This window comes from Paenibacillus sp. FSL E2-0201 (genome assembly GCF_037963325.1).
In the GTDB taxonomy this organism is placed as follows: Bacteria; Bacillota; Bacilli; order Paenibacillales; family Paenibacillaceae; genus Paenibacillus_AQ.
In genome coordinates, this window is the sequence record NZ_CP150154.1 from 2,107,222 (window position 1) to 2,125,242 (window position 18,021).

Below are 18,021 nucleotides of genomic sequence, written 5' to 3' on the forward strand. Positions count from 1 at the left end.
AACCGTTTGCTTTACAAAGTAATATTAATCCAAGAGTTCTAAATTGTAAATAGATAAAGTCATTTGGAAGGGCGATATTGCAACTTTTGGAAAGAGTATTAGAAATTTATGTGTAAAATTGTTTGTTTTCACCAAAAAAGAATGAATGATTTAGCAAGATTGATCTTAATATGAATAAAAGATATCCAATTTCTTCGAAAGGAGCAATTAGTAAATGCAAACGTGTGGCTTAAATTTTTTTGTTATATTCGATGAAGCATATATTCAATTCAAATCGAGAAATGAAATGAGTGATATTTATATATCATCAGGTTATTCCCGATAGGATTATCTGGATATATTTTCTTTATTTTTACTTTTATAAGAATTCGAGTTTGTTCAGCACATAAAAATACTGGTTGACAATACCATAAATACAGGATTAGTATGTAAATCAAAATATAGCAAGCGTTTACATTGGGGTAATTTGGGTCGATATCAGTTGTGCTGAGAAATGAGTTTTATGTATTTAGGTTTGTGCACGACTAATTGCAAACGTTTGCACTATTTTTGTGTTAATGGAGATTTTTTTATTATGATAAGGGTGGTGATGCTGTTAATTTGGTCCGACGAGCCGCAACATAGACCTTCTCAAACTATAAGAAGGAACACACATGATTTCATTACATAAGAAAAATTGACTACTTCCGAGAAATCATGTATCCGCTTGCACAAAGGGAATTCATAATCATGGGAGGTTTTACAGAATGAAAATAACTTTATGGGGCAAGAGGGCGTTCGCGATCTTCATGATCTTTGCTCTTGTGTTCTCCAGTCTCGGGTTACACCCAGTTAAGGTTTCAGCAGAAACGACTAAGGTAGTTTTGGTCGGAGATTTACAGTCCAAGTTTACATCCACTGGGTCAGAAACTCCTGGAAAGAATTGGGATGAGAAATCAGTAGTCACCCAAATGACATACTCGGAAAATGGTCTGTATACATTTACAGGCAATTTGCCAGCAGGGGAATATAACTACAAGGTTACCCTAAATGATAGCTGGACTGAGAACTATGGATTTTCAAAGTACACAAATCCTCAAGGGAAAAATGATGGGGAGAATATCCACATAAAGCTAGAAACAGATTCAACTGTAACCTTTTATTATAATGATATTACTCATAAAATAGCTGATTCTACGTACTATACGCCAATTGCTGCGGGTAAGCTGCCAAGATTGACAGGAAGCCTGCCAGCAGATGCATTATCCACATTATCAGATCCTGATTTTGATGGTGTGTACAGTACAGTTGTTACTGTGCCGCAGGGAGATTACACCTATAAGGTGCTTGTACCGGGAGCTATAGAATCAGAAGATATATCTTATCCAGAGACCGATCTGACATTGAGTTTACCGTTAGATCTTAAGGTAACCTTCATGTACAATTCTGCAGATCACAGTGTGAGCGCAGAATATAAAATTCCTACTGGACCAGTAGAGGTTACTCCAGTTCCAGCAGGACACATACGTGTTCACTATAAGGCTAGCGATTACACCGATAAGGGATTGTGGCTGTGGGGTGATGTTGTAACTCCTTCTGTTGATTGGGCTATGGGTGCGACTCCTTTCCCTGATGGGCAAATTGATTCCTTTGGAGTTTACGTTGATGTGCCGATTAAGGATGGGGCTAAGAAAATCTCTTTTATTGCACTTAAACGTGCTAGTGGTGCCAAAGACGGTGGAGACAAGAACTTCTCAATTAACACTCCACAAACTAATGAAGTATGGATCACTGAAGGTTCCGATGTGGTTACACCTTATGAACCTGTTAAGCTTCCGGAAAATACCGTTCGGATCCACTATATGAGATCTGATACTAATCATGATCAGTATGGATTATGGCTGTGGGATGATGTGTCCACACCTTCGGATACACTTGGTTCTTGGCCGACTCCTGCGACGCCTTTCCAAGTGGATCAAAAGGACAATTTCGGTGCTTATGTCGATGTTCCACTCATAGAGGGTGCCAAGAAAATTGGCTTTATTGTAATGAAGCCTTCGAACGGAGATAAAGACGGGGACAATAAAACCTTCAGCTTGTTAGATCGTTATAATCAGCTGTGGGTTAAAGAAGGAGACAACAATGTATATGTTTCACCGTTTGGTGAAACACCTATCGGTTTAGTTTCCGCAGAAGTGTTATCGACAAGCAAAATACTTCTTGGCTTCACGTTAACTGACGGTTTGGATGCAGCAGTATTAAAGAATGAGATTACCGTTAAAGATAAAGACGGTGCTTCTATTCCTGTGTCTGCTGTAACCATTACTAGCAAAACTTCAATAGAAGTGGATACAGAAGCTTTTGATCTGGATAATGTTCCGCTTAGTATTACTTACTCTGGTAAAACAGTTTCAGCCGTTAGTGGCTGGAGAATGCTTGATGAAATGTACAATTATACAGGAGACGATTTAGGGGCTACGTATAACGCTGACAAAACAGCCACATTAAAATTGTGGGCACCTAAAGCAAGTTCGGTCGTTGTTAATGTATACGATAAAAATGACTCCAACGTGCACGTGGGTAGTGTGGATTTAACGAGCGGAGAGAAGGGAGTATGGTCGGTCAATTTGAAGCCGACTGATTTGACTGGCACAAACACGAATGATGTAAGAGGATTCTTTTATCAATATGAAGTAACGAATGATGGTTTAACCAATAACGTGCTTGATCCTTATGCTAAGTCAATGGCGGTATTTACTGTGGATACCACTGGTGCTGCTGGTGCTGGCGGGGATACAGTTGGTAAAGCGGCTATCGTTGATTTAAGTCAGACGAATCCTGATACTTTTGGTTATGCTGACATAGAAGGTTACGAAAAACGCGAGGACGCTATCATTTACGAAGTTCATGTTCGAGACTTTACATCGGATGTGTCGATCGTGGATAGCTTGAGTGGCGAAAGATGGGGCTCTTATAGCGCCTTTGAAAAGAAGCTCGATTATATTAAGTCTCTCGGTGTAACTCATATTCAATTGCTTCCTGTAATGGCTTGGTATTATGGGGACGAAACGAAGATGGGGAATAGAGAAACAGATTATTCCGCTAAAAACAATGAATACAACTGGGGATATGATCCTCACAACTACTTCTCCCCAGATGGTGCTTATTCTCAGCATCCTGCTGATCCTGAAGCGCGAATCAAAGAATTAAAAGGTTTGATTGACGCTGTACATGAAGCTGGAATGGGTGTCATTCTGGATGTAGTGTACACACACATGGCTAAAAAAGAATTTTTAAACGACATCGTACCTAATTATTACGCATTCCAAGATGCAAATGGCAGCTTTATCGGAGGCTTCGGAAACAATCTGGCCACCAACCACAAAATGGCTGAGAAATTGATGGTAGATTCCGTGAAATACTGGTTTGAAGAGTACAAGATTGATGGAATGCGCTGGGATATGATGGGCGATGCGACAGCAGAGGCTGTGCAGCATGCTTATGATGCCGCGGCAGAAATTAATCCGAAGGCTCTTTTTATCGGTGAAGGGTGGAGAACATTTGGTGGCGCTGCAGCCGATCCTTCCCTTGCTGGGAAAGGTGCGGATCAGGACTGGATGGACAAAACGGATAGCGTCGGTGTTTTCTCTGATGAATTCCGTAATGAATTGAAATCTGGTTATGGCTCTGAAGGTCAACCTAGATTTATTACCGGCGGTGCGCGTCCAATTACGACAATCTTTAACAATATTAAAGCACAACCATCAAATACGCCCGCTGATGATCCAGGGGATATCGTTCCGTACATCGAAGCGCATGACAACTTGACGCTACATGATGTGATCGCACAAACGATCAAGAAGGATCCTACAATTGCAGAGAATGAGCTTGAAATCCAGAAGCGGATTAGACTTGGCAACATGCTTGTTCTAACCTCTCAAGGAACGGCCTTTATTCATGCAGGCCAGGAATATGGTCGTACTAAGCAGTGGAAGGATACTGCGGTTCCTCAGGATAAATACACTGAAATGTTTGATAGCGAAGGTAAATCCTTTGGTTATTTCATTCACGATTCGTATGATTCTTCGGATGCGGTCAACATGTTTGACTGGACGAAAGCAACGGATGAATCACAGTTCCCTGTTCAGAATACGACAAGAAAATATACTTCAGGTCTAATGGAACTGAGAAAGTCTACCGACGCATTCCGATTGGGAGACAAGGATCTGGTAGATTCCAATGTTAACCTAATTCCTGCTCCAGAAATGAAGACAGATGATCTTGTTATTGGTTATTCAAACAAAGCTACAGATGGCACAGGTATCTATTATGTTTTCATGAATGGCGATAGCACAGCTAGAACACTGACCCTTTCAGAGGATTTGACGACTGGTCAGGTGCTTGTCGACAATGATGAAGCAGGTGTTGCTGCGATTCCGGTTGGTCAATGGAGTGGCTTCTCCTTAACAGCAAATTCAATTACCCTAGATCCTTTGACTGCTGTGATTATTAAAAAGGAAGCTGCAGCCGCTGGATTTACAGCCTTGGAGCTTGACAGCACGAGCTACAGCCTGCCAATAGGTCAAACGCACAAATCTTCTGCTTTCGCAAAATATGATGATAACAGCAGAAGAAACATTACCCAATTGGCTAAGTACACATCCAACAACCCTGAAGTGGCTACAGTAACTAGTAAAGGTCAAGTGAAAGGGATCTCTGAAGGAACAGCCAGAATCACCATAACTTATGGTGGTATTTCTAAAACGGCTACTGTTAATGTTACCGACAAGCGATATGTCCAATTCACTTATACGCGTAGCGATAAGGATTATAAGGGATGGAATATCTGGGCTTGGGATACAGGAGCTAAAAATGACCAGATTAATTTTACAACCTTCGAAAATGATACTGCGAGTGTTCTAATTGAGGTTGCTGAGGACGCGAAAAAGGTAGGGTTCGTCATTCGTAAAGGCGAAGATTGGTCAAATAAGGATCCTTATGGTGATGATCGGTTTATTCCTTTGACACCTGGTGATGGGTTCATTAAAGTGAACGTCAGCAGCGGGGTAAAGGATTTTGTAATCAAGCCTAGCATTGGAAAACCGATCTTAAAGGATGGAACAGCTACTTTTAGGTATCGAGATCCTGCCTTGTTCCGTATTGGAAATGTTGATGCAATCACTTCTGCAATCGTAAAAGTAAATGGTAAAGAGTATCCAATGGTTTATGATTCCGTTAATGAATTATTCACTTACACATTACGTGATTTAAAAGTAGGCACGTATAAGTATACTTACTTAATCACGAAAAACGGAGTTACAACTGAATACACAGATCCAAAGAATACCGTAAATGATGAATCATCTTTTGAATATCGTACCCCTGAAATTGCGATTACGACATCCGTGAGTCCGGAGGTTATAACCTCTAATCAGAATGCTGTCGTGACCGTTAAAACTTCTGCTTTAGAAGAAATCATCTATACGGATGGGTTTATGGATTTGACCAGTCTTGGCGGACCAAGTAAAGTTCAACTGGATACGGAGCTGCTGAAACAGACGGTTGCTGTAAAGGACACGGTGTCAGCAGGAATCAAGAATATTCCGATTACACTCGTGGACCAATACGGCAATGCGCATAAGCAAAATGCAACAATCGAGGTTAAAGCTAGAACCTATACAGGTGATAAGCTTGATTTTGATTGGGATGAGGCCCGTATATACTTCGCGCTTACAGACCGCTTCAAAGACGGAGATCCAACAAATAATGAGAATGTAGATAAAGATCAACTGGAAGCATACCACGGTGGTGATTTCCGAGGAATGATCGACAATCTCGATTATTTGCAAGAACTTGGTATTAACACGCTTTGGATTACGCCAATTGTAGATAATATTGATTTTAATAAAGGTGATGGCTTCAAACAATACGGATATCATGGATATTGGGCCAAGGACTTTACAAAGCTTGACGAGCATCTTGGTGATATGGAGACCTTCAAGGAATTGATCGAAAAGGCACATGACAAGGGCATCAAGATCATGGTCGACGTTGTACTCAATCATACGGGCTACGGTTTAAAGGCTGAGGATAAAGAGCCGACGATTACAGCTGAGGATAAAGCACGTTTTGAAGGAATGCTTCGTACGGATGGTGTATCCGCGGATACAGATCCAATCAAAGGCGAGCTTGCAGGATTGCCGGATTTCAAAACGGAAGATCCAGCCGTTCGTGAAAAAATTATTGCTTGGCAAACAGGATGGTTAGATAACGCTCGGACGGAACGTGGAGATACGATTGACTATTTCCGTGTGGATACAGTCAAACATGTAGAAGATACAACTTGGAAAGCATTTAAAAATGCACTGACTTCAATTGATCCAAACTTCAAAATGACCGGTGAATACTTTGGCGGAACCATTGATAGCAATGGTGGAATGCTCGAAACAGGCCAGATGGACGGACTGCTTGATTTTGGATTTAATGATGCTGCGAAAGACTTTACTGATGGTAAAGTTAACAGTGTTGATTCCTATTTGCAGGAACGAGAGTTAAAGATTGATAACACGAAGATGATGGCTCAATTCCTGAGTAGTCATGATGAGGATGGCTTCTTGTCTAATTACGTGGATGGAGATAAAGGCAAGCTGAAAATCGCAGCCGCTCTGCAAATCACAGCCAAGGGACAGCCAGTCATTTACTACGGAGAAGAGCTGGGGAAATCGGGCAAAAAAGCAGGAGACATGTCTAAAGGTGAGTTCAACGAGAATCGTAAAGATATGCCTTGGGATCAGTTGACTGCAGAAAAGCCACTTCATGATCATTATCAGAAGCTGTTAAATATTCGTGCAAAATACTCCAAAGTGTATTCCAAAGGTACGCGCACGAAGCTGGCGGGTTCAGATGATTTAGGTTATTTAGCTTTCAACAAATATTATGGCAATGAGAATGTTGTGACGGCTATCAACACCAACAACAGTGTAGTATCCGCAACGATTCCTGTACCGTTTGTTCCTAACTCATCTGTAACAGATGAATATAGCGGCAAAACCTACACAGTATCCGCTGATCAAAAAGTAATCATTGATCTACCGAGTAGAGATGATGGTGGAACGGTTATTCTATCTGGAGTATCTAAAGTGACACCAACACCTGGTGGAGCTGTTGTTAACCCTACAACTCCTGCTGATACTCAAGTTATCAGTGAAGACAGTTTGAAAAACGGTAAAGATGGTAAGGTGCAAATTGAAATCGCCTCTGGTAAGACATCAATCCTCTTACCATTGCATGCTGCACAAACGTTGGGAACTGATGACTTAGTTCTTAAAGTGGGGGATCTATTAGTTACTATCCCTAACAAACTGTTAAGCACAATACCAAGTTTAGCTTCAGGTGTGGATGCGGATGGTGCTCAAATCCTGTTGGAGCTGAAACCATTGATCCAGTCTGCTACAAAAGCATTAATCGATGGTTTAAACAAAGAGATGGGGACCGTAACTTCGCTTTCCGATGTGTTTGAACTGAGACTTAGCATTCTGAAGAAAGATGGTACTCGGATAGTAGTTAAGAAGTTCGATGAGCCAATTACGATATCGTTTAAGATTAAAGGTCAATCGAATAAAGATCTATTGGGGATTTACTATTTAGGCGATAATGGCGAGCTTGAGTACGTAGGTGGACAGCTCAATGGAGACGTGATATCTACACAAGTCACGCACTTTAGTAAATATGCCGTACTTGAGATTGTTAAGTCGTTCAAGGATGTTCCATCTACTTATTGGGCATTCCACGCCATTCAGTCCCTTGCTGCAAAACAAATTGTTTCAGGGGTTACAACAACCGAGTATGATCCTAAGAGCAATGTTAGCCGTGCGGAATTTACCGCATTGCTAGTTCGCGCACTTGGTTTAAAGGCAGAAGGGCAGGTTCAATTTACGGATATCAAGTCAGATGCATGGTATTTATCATATGTAGCAACAGCTTCTAAGCTGGGTATTGTGAGTGGTCGCAGCAATGATACATTTGCGCCGAATGCTTCCATTACCCGTGAGGAAATGGCTGTCATGGTGATCCGTGCGCTTGAAGTGAAGTCTGTTAAGAAGATCGAACCTGTAGCGGGTTCTAAGGCGTTTGCAGATGCTTCTAGCATAAGCAAGTGGGCAGACAGCTATGTGAAGGCTGCAGCAGAGCTAGGATTGCTTCAGGGCAGAGGGAATAATCATTTTGCTCCTAAAGGATGGATGACCCGCGCCGAAAGCGCACAAATTATTTATACGCTACTGAGCAAGTAAAACTGGACTTCGGTGTGCTGATGTTAGTGCACCGAAGTATTAGTAGTTGCTAGTAATATGACAGTCATTCTTATTAAGCTCTAATAGAAAACAGGGTATCTCGCAGCTATCATAGCTAGTGAGATACCCTGTTTTTGTTATGTTTAATATGATCGGAGGTATTTGTAACTAAACGATTGCCTTAAGTATAGTGAAACCATAAGCAGGCATCTTCATGATTAGCTTGCCTCTTTCTGCACGCACTGTATCGCCAGTGAACAAGTTCTCCCAATTTTTCTCGTCTACGTCAATACGGAACGTCTGAGCAGTCTCTTCACTGTTAATCAGTACAACTATAGTCTCAAGATCTATTCGGCGCTCATAGGCTAGCTTACTGCCTTGTCGACCTGCCTCCAAGAAGGTAAATGTCCCCGTACGAAGTGCTGGTTGCTCATGGCGTATTTGAATGAGCTGGCGATAGAATTCGAATAGATTATGATCCTGCTGTTCAGGGTTCCATTCCATGCATTTACGACAACCTGGATCACCATCACCGTCCATTCCGAACTCGTCGCCATAATAGATACAAGGAGTACCCATAAAGGTGAATTGGAATAGTGAAGCTAATCGCATTTTATTTTTATCCCCTGCAGCCAGCGTAAGCAACCGCGGAGTATCATGACTATCTAACAGATTGAAGGCAACTTCACTTGCTTGCAGTGGGTAGCGCGATAACTGCCGGCCAATAGAGTTGGCGAATCCTTCAGCATCAAGGCTTCCATGAACAAAGAAGTCAAGGACGGCATCAGTAAAAGGATAATTCATAACGGCATCAAATTTATCACCTTCCAGCCACGGAGCAGATTCATGCCAGATTTCTCCAAGGATGTAGGCCTCAGGATTAGCGCGCTTTACCACTTTTCGGAATTCACGCCAGAAATCATGATCTACTTCATTGGCCACATCTAGGCGCCAACCATCGATTCCAACTTCTGTGATCCAAAATTCTGCGACCTTCAGCAAGTACTCTTTAACTTCAGGATGTTCTGTATTAAGCTTTGGCATATGTGCTTCAAACGCAAAAGTGTCATAAGTAGGAATGCCGTTTACAACCTGAAGTGGGAATTCACGAATATGGAACCAATCTTTGTAGATGGAGTCTTCTCCCTTTTCCTTAACATCCAAAAACGGAGCGAAAGTTCCACCGGAATGATTAAATACAGCGTCTAATAGCACACGAATACCACGTTTATGGCAGTTATCGACGAGTGTTTTTAACGTTGCAATATCCCCAAAATGCGGATCAACTTGCATATAATCTTCTGTATCGTATTTATGATTAGTAGTTGCTGTGAAGAGTGGTGTGAAATAAATAGCATTGATGCCAAGCTCGTTAAGATGATCCAGATGATCAATAACCCCTTGCAGGTCGCCGCCAAAAAAGTTGGTTGGTGTTGGCTCTGCTCCCCATGGCTGAACATCTTTTGGATCAAGACTAGGGTCGCCATTTGCAAAGCGTTCAGGGAAGATCTGATAGAAAACAGCATCCTTTACCCAGGCAGGTGGAGTGAATACATCAACGGGGTTAATAAATGGGAACTCGAACAGCTTGTTTGGATTTTCTGGACGGTTCGTTTGAAAATCATTTTCGGTCATCCAAATTTTCTCATTATCCTTTTGCAGTAAGAATCCGTATTTCAATCTACGATAGATGGGAACAGAGGCACATTCCCAATAATCGAACATAGCATCAGAGGTGAAGAGGGTCATGGGAATTAGCTCTTTTGTGGTATCCCAAGTGTATTTATCTCCTGCAAAAGCAAATACTTCTGTTAAATCTCCTTTTTTAGCGCGGAGACGCAAATGAATCGTGCTCTCATTATAGGCGTAAGACCAATTTAACCGCGGGCGATGGTACACAGCTTCCAGTAACATGAATAAGTCCTCCTAAAGTTTTGTAAGCGATACTTCCCTGATCAGCTTCGGCAAAACCACTTCGAAAGCATAGGCCTAGTTTTGTAAGCGATACTTCCCTGATCAGCTTCGGCAAAACTACTTCGAAAGCATACGCTTAGTTTTGTAAGCGATACTTCCCTGATCAGCTTCGGCAAAACTACCTCAAAAGCATACGCTTAGAGTGGTAAGCAATACTTCCTCGAACAATTCACCACAGCACGGGTGTTAGAATGTCGCTATTGTTATTGGTTGCACAGTTTTTTATGCAACATGCGCAAATGATGAAGCAAACTTGCACATAACAAAGAGGCACAACCGCCGCGAAGTAGCTTGTCCGAGGTTGTACCTTTCATAAGTAACATTGCCTTTTAATTATATAGAACAGGAGGCAGACAATAGATGCAATGATTCGTGTTGGATAGCCTCTTAACGATTTGGATTATAGCATGGAATAAAAGGGCTTTCAATACTCTTGTTCAAACCATTGCACAAATTTTCACTTGAGTATATGTGCATTTCTACTGCCTGAAAATTGTAAATCTATTGGAAAAGTGAATTTGTGGCATATCAGGGGCAAATAAAAAAGCAATTCCATTTTTAAACACATGAATAATCGATTAATTAAAAGATATCATGTGAAAAATGGAGATAAATGCCTATATAGTTTATAAATTAATGGAAAATGGTCAAATATGGTATGTGCAAACGTTTTTAAAAACAAACGATACTGTTGTATGATGTATTCATGAATGAAGCGCTTTCTTGCACTGCCAAATGCAGCTTTTGAAGGAGCGAGCTAAAAGAACAACTTTTTTTTTAGCTTTTCTGAAATCGTTTGCGCAAATTTCTAGCTCTACTATTTTACCATCTTATGCTTTTTTAAAATTGGGAGGGGTTAAAGTAATGAAGTTAAAAAAAGTGATGGTTATCACCGCTGCTGTTTCTATGGCACTGTCCGTTACAGCGTGTGGTTCGAACAACAATGGGAATACCGGGGGTAACAACGCAGCAAAAGCTACTAATGCTGCTAACAACACTACAGAGACTGCAGCGCCAGAGACCACAGATGCAGCAGCAACAGAAGAAATTGTGCCTGAAGATGGAGCGACACTAGTTGTATGGGAAAGTAAGGAAGAAAGACCATTCGCAGATGAAATTGCTAAGCAGTTCACAGCAAAATATAACGTTCCAGTCAAGATTGAAGAGTTGGCACCACCAGATCAAGTAACTAAACTTACGCAAGATGGTCCTTCAGGATTAGCAGCAGACGTTGTTCTTATCCCTCACGACAACTTAGGTAAAGCGGCAAGTGCGAGCTTGGTTCTTCCTAATGACGTCTTCGGTGAAGAAACAAAAGCTAGCAATACTGAAGCTTCAATTATCGGATCTTCGTACGATGGCGAATTGTATGGCTACCCAAGAGCAGCAGAAACTTATGCATTGTTCTACAATAAATCACTCGTTAAAGAAGCACCTAAGTCTTTCGACGATGTTCTTGCTTTCAGCAAAACATTCACAGATAAATCCAAGAACAGATACGGAATTATGTGGGAAGTAGGAAACCTGTACTTCAACTACATGTTTATCGCTTCTGATGGTGGATATCTGTTCGGTAAGGACGGTACTGATAAAGAAGATATCGGACTTGCTAACGATGGAGCGATTGCAGGCCTTAAAGAATTTGTGAAAATGAAAGAAGCATTGCCAATTAAGAGCGGAGATATCAATAGTGATATCAAACGCAGCTTGTTCAACTCAGGTGATGTAGCGATGGATATCACAGGTCCTTGGGAGCTTGGAGGATACAAAGCAGCTCTTGGAGATAACCTTGGTATCGCACCGATCCCTACAGTAAATGGCAAAACAGCTATTACATTCTCTGGTATCAAGATTTTCGCGGTTAACTCGTTTACTCAATATCCGAATGCTGCTAAATTGTACGCTCATTTTGCATCAAGCAAAGACGCTCAATTGTTACTGAACAAAACGATCGGTTCTGTTCCTACAAACAATGAAGCGCTTCTTGATCCACAAATCGTTGACGATCCATTCGTATCCGCTTTTGCAGCACAAGCTAAGAGTTCCCAACCAATGCCTTCTATCCCTGAAATGGGTAACGTTTGGAGCCCTGTAAATGCAGCGCTTCCAGAAATTTGGGATAAGAATGTAGATCCAAAAGCAGCAATGGACAAAGCCGTTCAACAAATCAAAGATTTGAACAACAGTTCATCGCAATAAGGATCATAAATCACAGTCTTAACAGCATACAGTGAATCAAGCTGCCCGTCGCATGTTTAGCGGAGGGCAGCTTCTTATTTTCACTCGGAGAGGAGAACGGAAGCGAAATGCAGCGACATCGCACGAGGGCCGCAGTACTGTCGACGATTTTCATGGGATTGGGACAAATATATAACCGCCAATTCATCAAAGGAATCATGTTTTTAGTTGTAGAAGCCGCCGCTGTTTATTATTTTATTCAGAATCTTGCTACTGCATTATGGGGTTTTGTTACACTAGGAGAAAACCCTAGCCGGTTGGTAAAAGTAAAAGGCATCGCTAAGATGGTAGCTGGGGATCACTCGATTTATATTTTGATTCAAAGCTTGATCACCATCCTAATGCTTATCATCATAATCCTCGCTTGGTATTTGAACATTAAAGATGCTTATAAGACTGGAGAGAAACGCGATAACGGTCTTCAGGCAAACACCTTTAAACAAAGTGTTCGCTATATACTGGATTATAAGTTCGCTCAGACGTTCTTGGTCTTGCCGGGTATTGGTGTTCTATTCTTTACGATCATGCCAATCATCTTCATGATCCTGCTAGCGTTTACGAACTATTCCGCACCTGATCATCTTCCACCCGCTAAATTGGTTGACTGGGTTGGATTTCAGACCTTCCGTAATTTATTGGTTCTCAAAACCTGGAGTCACACTTTTTATGGCGTATTAACATGGACGATTATATGGGCAGTTCTTTCAACGATTACTACATATTTCGGAGGACTATTGGTAGCCTTACTGGTGAGCCAAAAGGGTATTCGTTTCAAAGGAATGTGGAGAGTTATTCTGATTGTGCCTTACGCAGTACCGCAGTTAATCTCTTTGCTGCTCATGCGCAATCTATTTAACGGTCAATTCGGCCCTATCAACCAATACCTCGGGTATTTTGGAATGGGCGGATTGCCATGGCTGACAGATCCATTCTGGGCTAAGGTTACCGTAATTATTGTAAACATGTGGGTTGGTATTCCAGTCTCGATGTTACTTATTATGGGCGTACTGACTACAATTCCTCGGGATATGTATGAAGCAGCTGAAGTGGATGGAGCATCGGGTTATCAGAAGTTCCGTATTGTTACGCTACCGATGGTATTGTTCTCCACAGCGCCTACTCTAATTACGCAGTTCGCAGGTAACATTAACAACTTTAATGCGATCTTCCTATTAACAGGTGGTAGTCCTGTAAATGGTGATTATCAATATGCCGGTTCCACGGACTTGCTAGTAACCTGGCTATACAAATTAACACTTGATCAGAATAAAAACAACATGGCTTCGGCAATAGGGATTATTATCTTTATCATTGTTGCTTCATTCTCCCTGTACAATTACCGCCGGACGAAATCATTCAAAGAGGAGGATATGATCCAATGAGCAGAAAGATCGCGAACTTTATTCGCTTAAGTGGTAGTTACATCATCTTGATTGCTTTGTCGATAGCGGCACTCTATCCGGCCCTCTGGATTCTATTTGCTTCTTTCCGGCCTGGTAAATCATTGTACAGTAAATCATTTATCCCTGAGCAATTCACCTTCGATCACTACAGAGAATTGTTCACATCGCCGAGTTATATGTTTGGGACTTGGTATGCTAATACATTGAAAATAGCCGTGTTCTCCATGCTTATCGGTGTAGTACTTACCTTGTTAACTAGTTATGCTGTATCCAGATTCCGGTTTAAAGCGCGTAAAACAGCGTTATCCACCGTTCTAATTCTTGGTATGTTCCCTGGTTTTATGAGTATGATTGCTATTTATATGCTCCTTAAGGAGTTTAATTTGCTGGATACACATATTGCCTTGATTATCGTTTATGCAGCTGGGGCACCGCTTGGGGGAACCTTTATCGCCAAAGGCTTCCTCGACACGATTCCTCGTTCTTTGGATGAGGCAGCTCGAATTGACGGGGCGAGCAATTTCGGAATATTTATGCGAGTTATTCTTCCCTTGTCACGCCCTATGATCACTTACATGGCACTGACTCAATTTGTCGGTCCTTGGGTGGATTTCATTTTCGCCAGACTTATTTTGCGGACGAAGGAGAACTGGACCGTCGCAGTCGGAATGTGGGATATGGTTAACACGAACCAAAACACTAACTTTACCTTATTCTCTGCCGGTGCTGTTCTGATCTCTATCCCGATTATGATTTTGTTTGTATTCTTGCAACGTCTGCTTGTTGATGGATTGACTGCAGGAGCTAGTAAGGGGTAACAATTTCGCTTCATACTAAAGAATGAACTGGGTACAGCCTTTGTACAGAAATGGAAGGCTGTACCCTTTTTCCATCATAGGGAGTGAACTTAATGAAAAAGCTATGGACTCTACAGTTTAGATCAGTTGGGATAAAATTGTTCGTTATTCTTTTCAGCTCCATAGTGCTCTTATCCACTGTTCTAGGATTGACTTCATATTTTGCTGCCAAAGATATCATTACAGATGAGGTTGCCGCGGCCTCCTCACAGTCTGTAGTTCAAGCAGCGGACAAGCTGGATTTTGTTCTAACCGAATATGAAGCGCTTTCGAGGCAATTTGCACTCGACTCCGCATTAAAAGGTGACTTGGAAAAAATAAATAGTGGTGAACTTACAACGGTAGCTAAAGTTGCTGCAGAAGATCGGATTCGCAGAAAGCTAGACTTAGTTAAAGGTTCAGATGAGCGGATGTATGGCGTCAGACTGGTATCTAAGAGCTTGGAAGAAACAGAATCTTATAAATCTGCAGGTATTAGTGGTCTCCGTAGTGATGAAGGTATTGCTGAGAGACTGAAACAAATTGAGGATGCTAAAGGAGAGCCAGTATGGTTTCCGGTTCGTGAGAAGGGCTTCTTTGATGCTTATACTGAACCATCTTTAACTATGGGGAGATTGCTTCGCAATCTATTGCATCCTGAAGCGGAGTACTACATGCTCATCGAAGTTAAAGGGAAGGCCATGACTGAAATGTTATCTAATCTTCAGATTGGAATTACCGGTGAGATTCGAATTTTGAACACAGATGGTAACATTGTTTATGGTACGGATAATGCTAAACTGGGTCAACCCTCTTACATAAAAGTATCAGAAGAGCAAGATATAGAAAAGAATCATTCATTTACAGCAGCCGATGAGAAGGGAAGTCCTCAGCTTGTCGTTTATCAGCCTTTAACGACCGCTAAGTGGACACTCATGGGATATGCACCAGTTAGTGATTTTACGAAGTCGGCGGACAAGCTTCTTTATATTACGTTCTCTGTGGTGCTTGCAGCTGCCGTGATAGCCCTGTTAATTGGTTATGTTCTTGTTCGTTTGGTTGGGCGTCCACTAGGTAAACTGGCGACCTTAATGGAAGAAGGTGAGCGAGGAAACCTTCGTGTACGAACAAATTTTAAGGGTAAGGATGAGATTGGCCGGCTCGGGCATAGCTTTAACAAAATGATGGAGCAAATTTCTCTGCTTGCAAGCCAGAGTGAGATGTCAGCGGATGAAGTGCTTGGTACTTCGGAACAATTAGTCAAAGCATCAGGTACAACCTCACTTCATGCCAGAGAGGTTGCATCCGCTACAGGTGAGATTGCACTTGGAGCAGCTAGCCTTGCTGTCGAAGCAGAAAGAAGCCATGCTAATGTCGAAATCATTGGCAGCAAGATGAGTGAAGTAACCGAACTAAATACAGTAATGGACGCTTCGGCGGAACGAGTTATTGAGGTTAGTGATCAAGGGACAGAGCTGATGAAGCTGCTAGTAGAGCAGAGTGAGTCTACGGTGGAAATGTTCAATCGAATACAAGAGAACTCCAATAAGCTAAGAGAGAGTACTCATTTAATTCGCAGTATTCTTAGTCCTATGATTGCTGTGAATAAGCAGACCAATATTTTGGCGCTAAATGCCACTATAGAGGCGGTAAGAGCCGGTGCAGCAGGCAGAGGCTTTATAGTGATTGCTGATGAAATCAGACAGCTCGCAAATCAATCGAATGATTCGATCCAATCGGTCTCCAAGATTACGGAAGAGATTGGTCTACACATTGAGAACACGGTTAAAGATATCAATGAGACCGCTCCAAAGTTCCGTGAGCAGATTTCTTCCGTACGTGAGTCGTCGACGATCTTTGCAAGTGTCAAAGAGGAAATGGAACACTTCATGGGGCATCTTAGTGAATCCTCTGCTTCTATTCATGAACTGATAGCGTTTCAGCGTCAATTAGGTGAATCCATGGCGAGTGTCAGTTCCATTGTGCAGCAGACGACGGCTTCGACGCAGGAGGTAGCTTCTATGTCTTCACAGCAATTTACTGTAAGTGAGGAGCTAGTTTCCTTATCCCAAAAGCTAGAGAGCTTAGCAGCAGATCTTAAGCAATCTATGGTTTCTTTTCAAGTATGAGAATTACATCTTAATAATAAAAACAATAAAACGAGTAATTCTCCTGTATATTGGAGTTTTGCTCGTTTTTTCTAACTTAATGACTTCAAGGAGCTCTTCTTGTCTTAGAAGTGGTTTGGGAGATACACTTGGATTAACATTTTAATAGAAGAAAGGAGTGATCGAATGACGAATTTGCATCTAAGTCTTAGTGGGAGTCTTTTTCAGCAGGCATTAATTGAAGGGGATTATAGTCCTCGGTTTTTTGCTTACTATTATAAACAGTGGAACAATTACAGCATGTCTTACCATCAGCATAATTCAACCGAAATCATGTATTTGATCTCAGGAAGTTGTGTCGTGGATGTCTGTCCAAAAGCAGATGAAGAAGAGAGATTTAAGTTAAAGCGGGGAGAATTGATCATACTCGATGCAAATGTACCGCACAGACTGATTGTCGAGGATGGATCGCCTTGTCGAATGCTAAATGTGGAGTTTGGATTTATGGAATATACAGGGGTTGCTCCATCTATCGGCAAGCTTGCCCTGCAAGAAAAGGCCCTTGCTGAATGGTTGCAGGCCCCCTTTTCCAGTCTAGTCATGCCTGATCCGGAGGAAATCTATCATGTTCTAAAAGGACTTGTACTGGAGCTTGATCAAAGTGGCGGGAAAGGTGGAAGTATGGTCGACTTATTGTTCTGTGAGCTTATGCTTCGATTATCTAGCTTGCGACAGGATCAGCTTCATACCAGCCAACAGCCTTCACAGCTCTATGTTAGGCGGAGTATTGAATTCCTTCATCAGAATTATGACCAGAGTATTCAGGTTAAGGATATCGCTGCTGCAGTCAATCTGCATCCCGGATATCTGCATCGTATTTTTAAGTCGCATACAGGCCGGACAGTCAGTGATTATTTGAATATGCTGCGAATGGAGAAAGCAAAGATGCTGCTGGGGCAGAGTGATATTCCAATTGCTGAAATTGCCGATTATGTAGGAATTAGCAGCAGGCAATACTTTCATCTCCTCTTCAAAAAATACACAGACAACACGCCAGTAGAATATCGCAATTCCATTGAGCGTCATTCCTGGAGTTACGAAGAGATGGATCTTCAATAGATAGGTTAGGATTTTAGACACCTTCCTTCAAAAGAGGTCATGATATTGGTTACGCTTTCCTAAGCTCCCTTGC

The 18,021-nt window shown here is 41.8% G+C and carries 7 protein-coding genes; 6 read left to right on the forward strand and 1 reads right to left on the reverse strand.

The features are described 5' to 3' along the window. Positions 1-746: 746 nt before the first annotated feature. The gene (locus NSU15_RS09175) at positions 747-8,270 is read left to right on the forward strand and encodes a pullulanase (RefSeq protein WP_339290026.1); all 7,524 of its coding nucleotides are present in this window, start codon (positions 747-749) and stop codon (positions 8,268-8,270) included. 168 nt (positions 8,271-8,438) lie between these two features. Here NSU15_RS09175 and NSU15_RS09180 read toward each other — a convergent pair whose 3' ends face one another. Continuing rightward, complete coding sequence (locus NSU15_RS09180; protein ID WP_076117494.1) at positions 8,439-10,184, reverse strand: alpha-glycosidase; 1,746 nt, start codon at positions 10,182-10,184, stop codon at positions 8,439-8,441. 924 nt (positions 10,185-11,108) lie between these two features. Here NSU15_RS09180 and NSU15_RS09185 point away from each other — a divergent pair. From NSU15_RS09185 to NSU15_RS09205, 5 genes are all read left to right on the forward strand, one after another. Continuing rightward, positions 11,109-12,443, forward strand: a complete 1,335-nt coding sequence (locus tag NSU15_RS09185) for a maltose ABC transporter substrate-binding protein (protein WP_042125829.1) — start codon at positions 11,109-11,111, stop codon at positions 12,441-12,443. 107 nt (positions 12,444-12,550) lie between these two features. Further along, positions 12,551-13,864, forward strand: a complete 1,314-nt coding sequence (locus NSU15_RS09190) for a sugar ABC transporter permease (protein WP_042125830.1) — start codon at positions 12,551-12,553, stop codon at positions 13,862-13,864. Further along, positions 13,861-14,703, forward strand: coding sequence for a sugar ABC transporter permease (locus NSU15_RS09195; protein ID WP_042125831.1), 843 nt, complete (start codon positions 13,861-13,863; stop codon positions 14,701-14,703). The genes NSU15_RS09190 and NSU15_RS09195 overlap by 4 nt, the downstream gene beginning before the upstream one ends. A 92-nt stretch (positions 14,704-14,795) precedes the next feature. Next, positions 14,796-16,850: a methyl-accepting chemotaxis protein gene (locus NSU15_RS09200; protein WP_052414529.1), complete on the forward strand. Its 2,055-nt coding sequence runs from the start codon at positions 14,796-14,798 to the stop codon at positions 16,848-16,850. Between the two features lie 165 nt (positions 16,851-17,015). Next, a complete protein-coding gene (locus tag NSU15_RS09205) occupies positions 17,016-17,948 on the forward strand; it encodes an AraC family transcriptional regulator (protein WP_042125834.1) in 933 nt (310 codons plus the stop codon). The last annotated feature ends 73 nt before the right edge of the window (positions 17,949-18,021 follow it).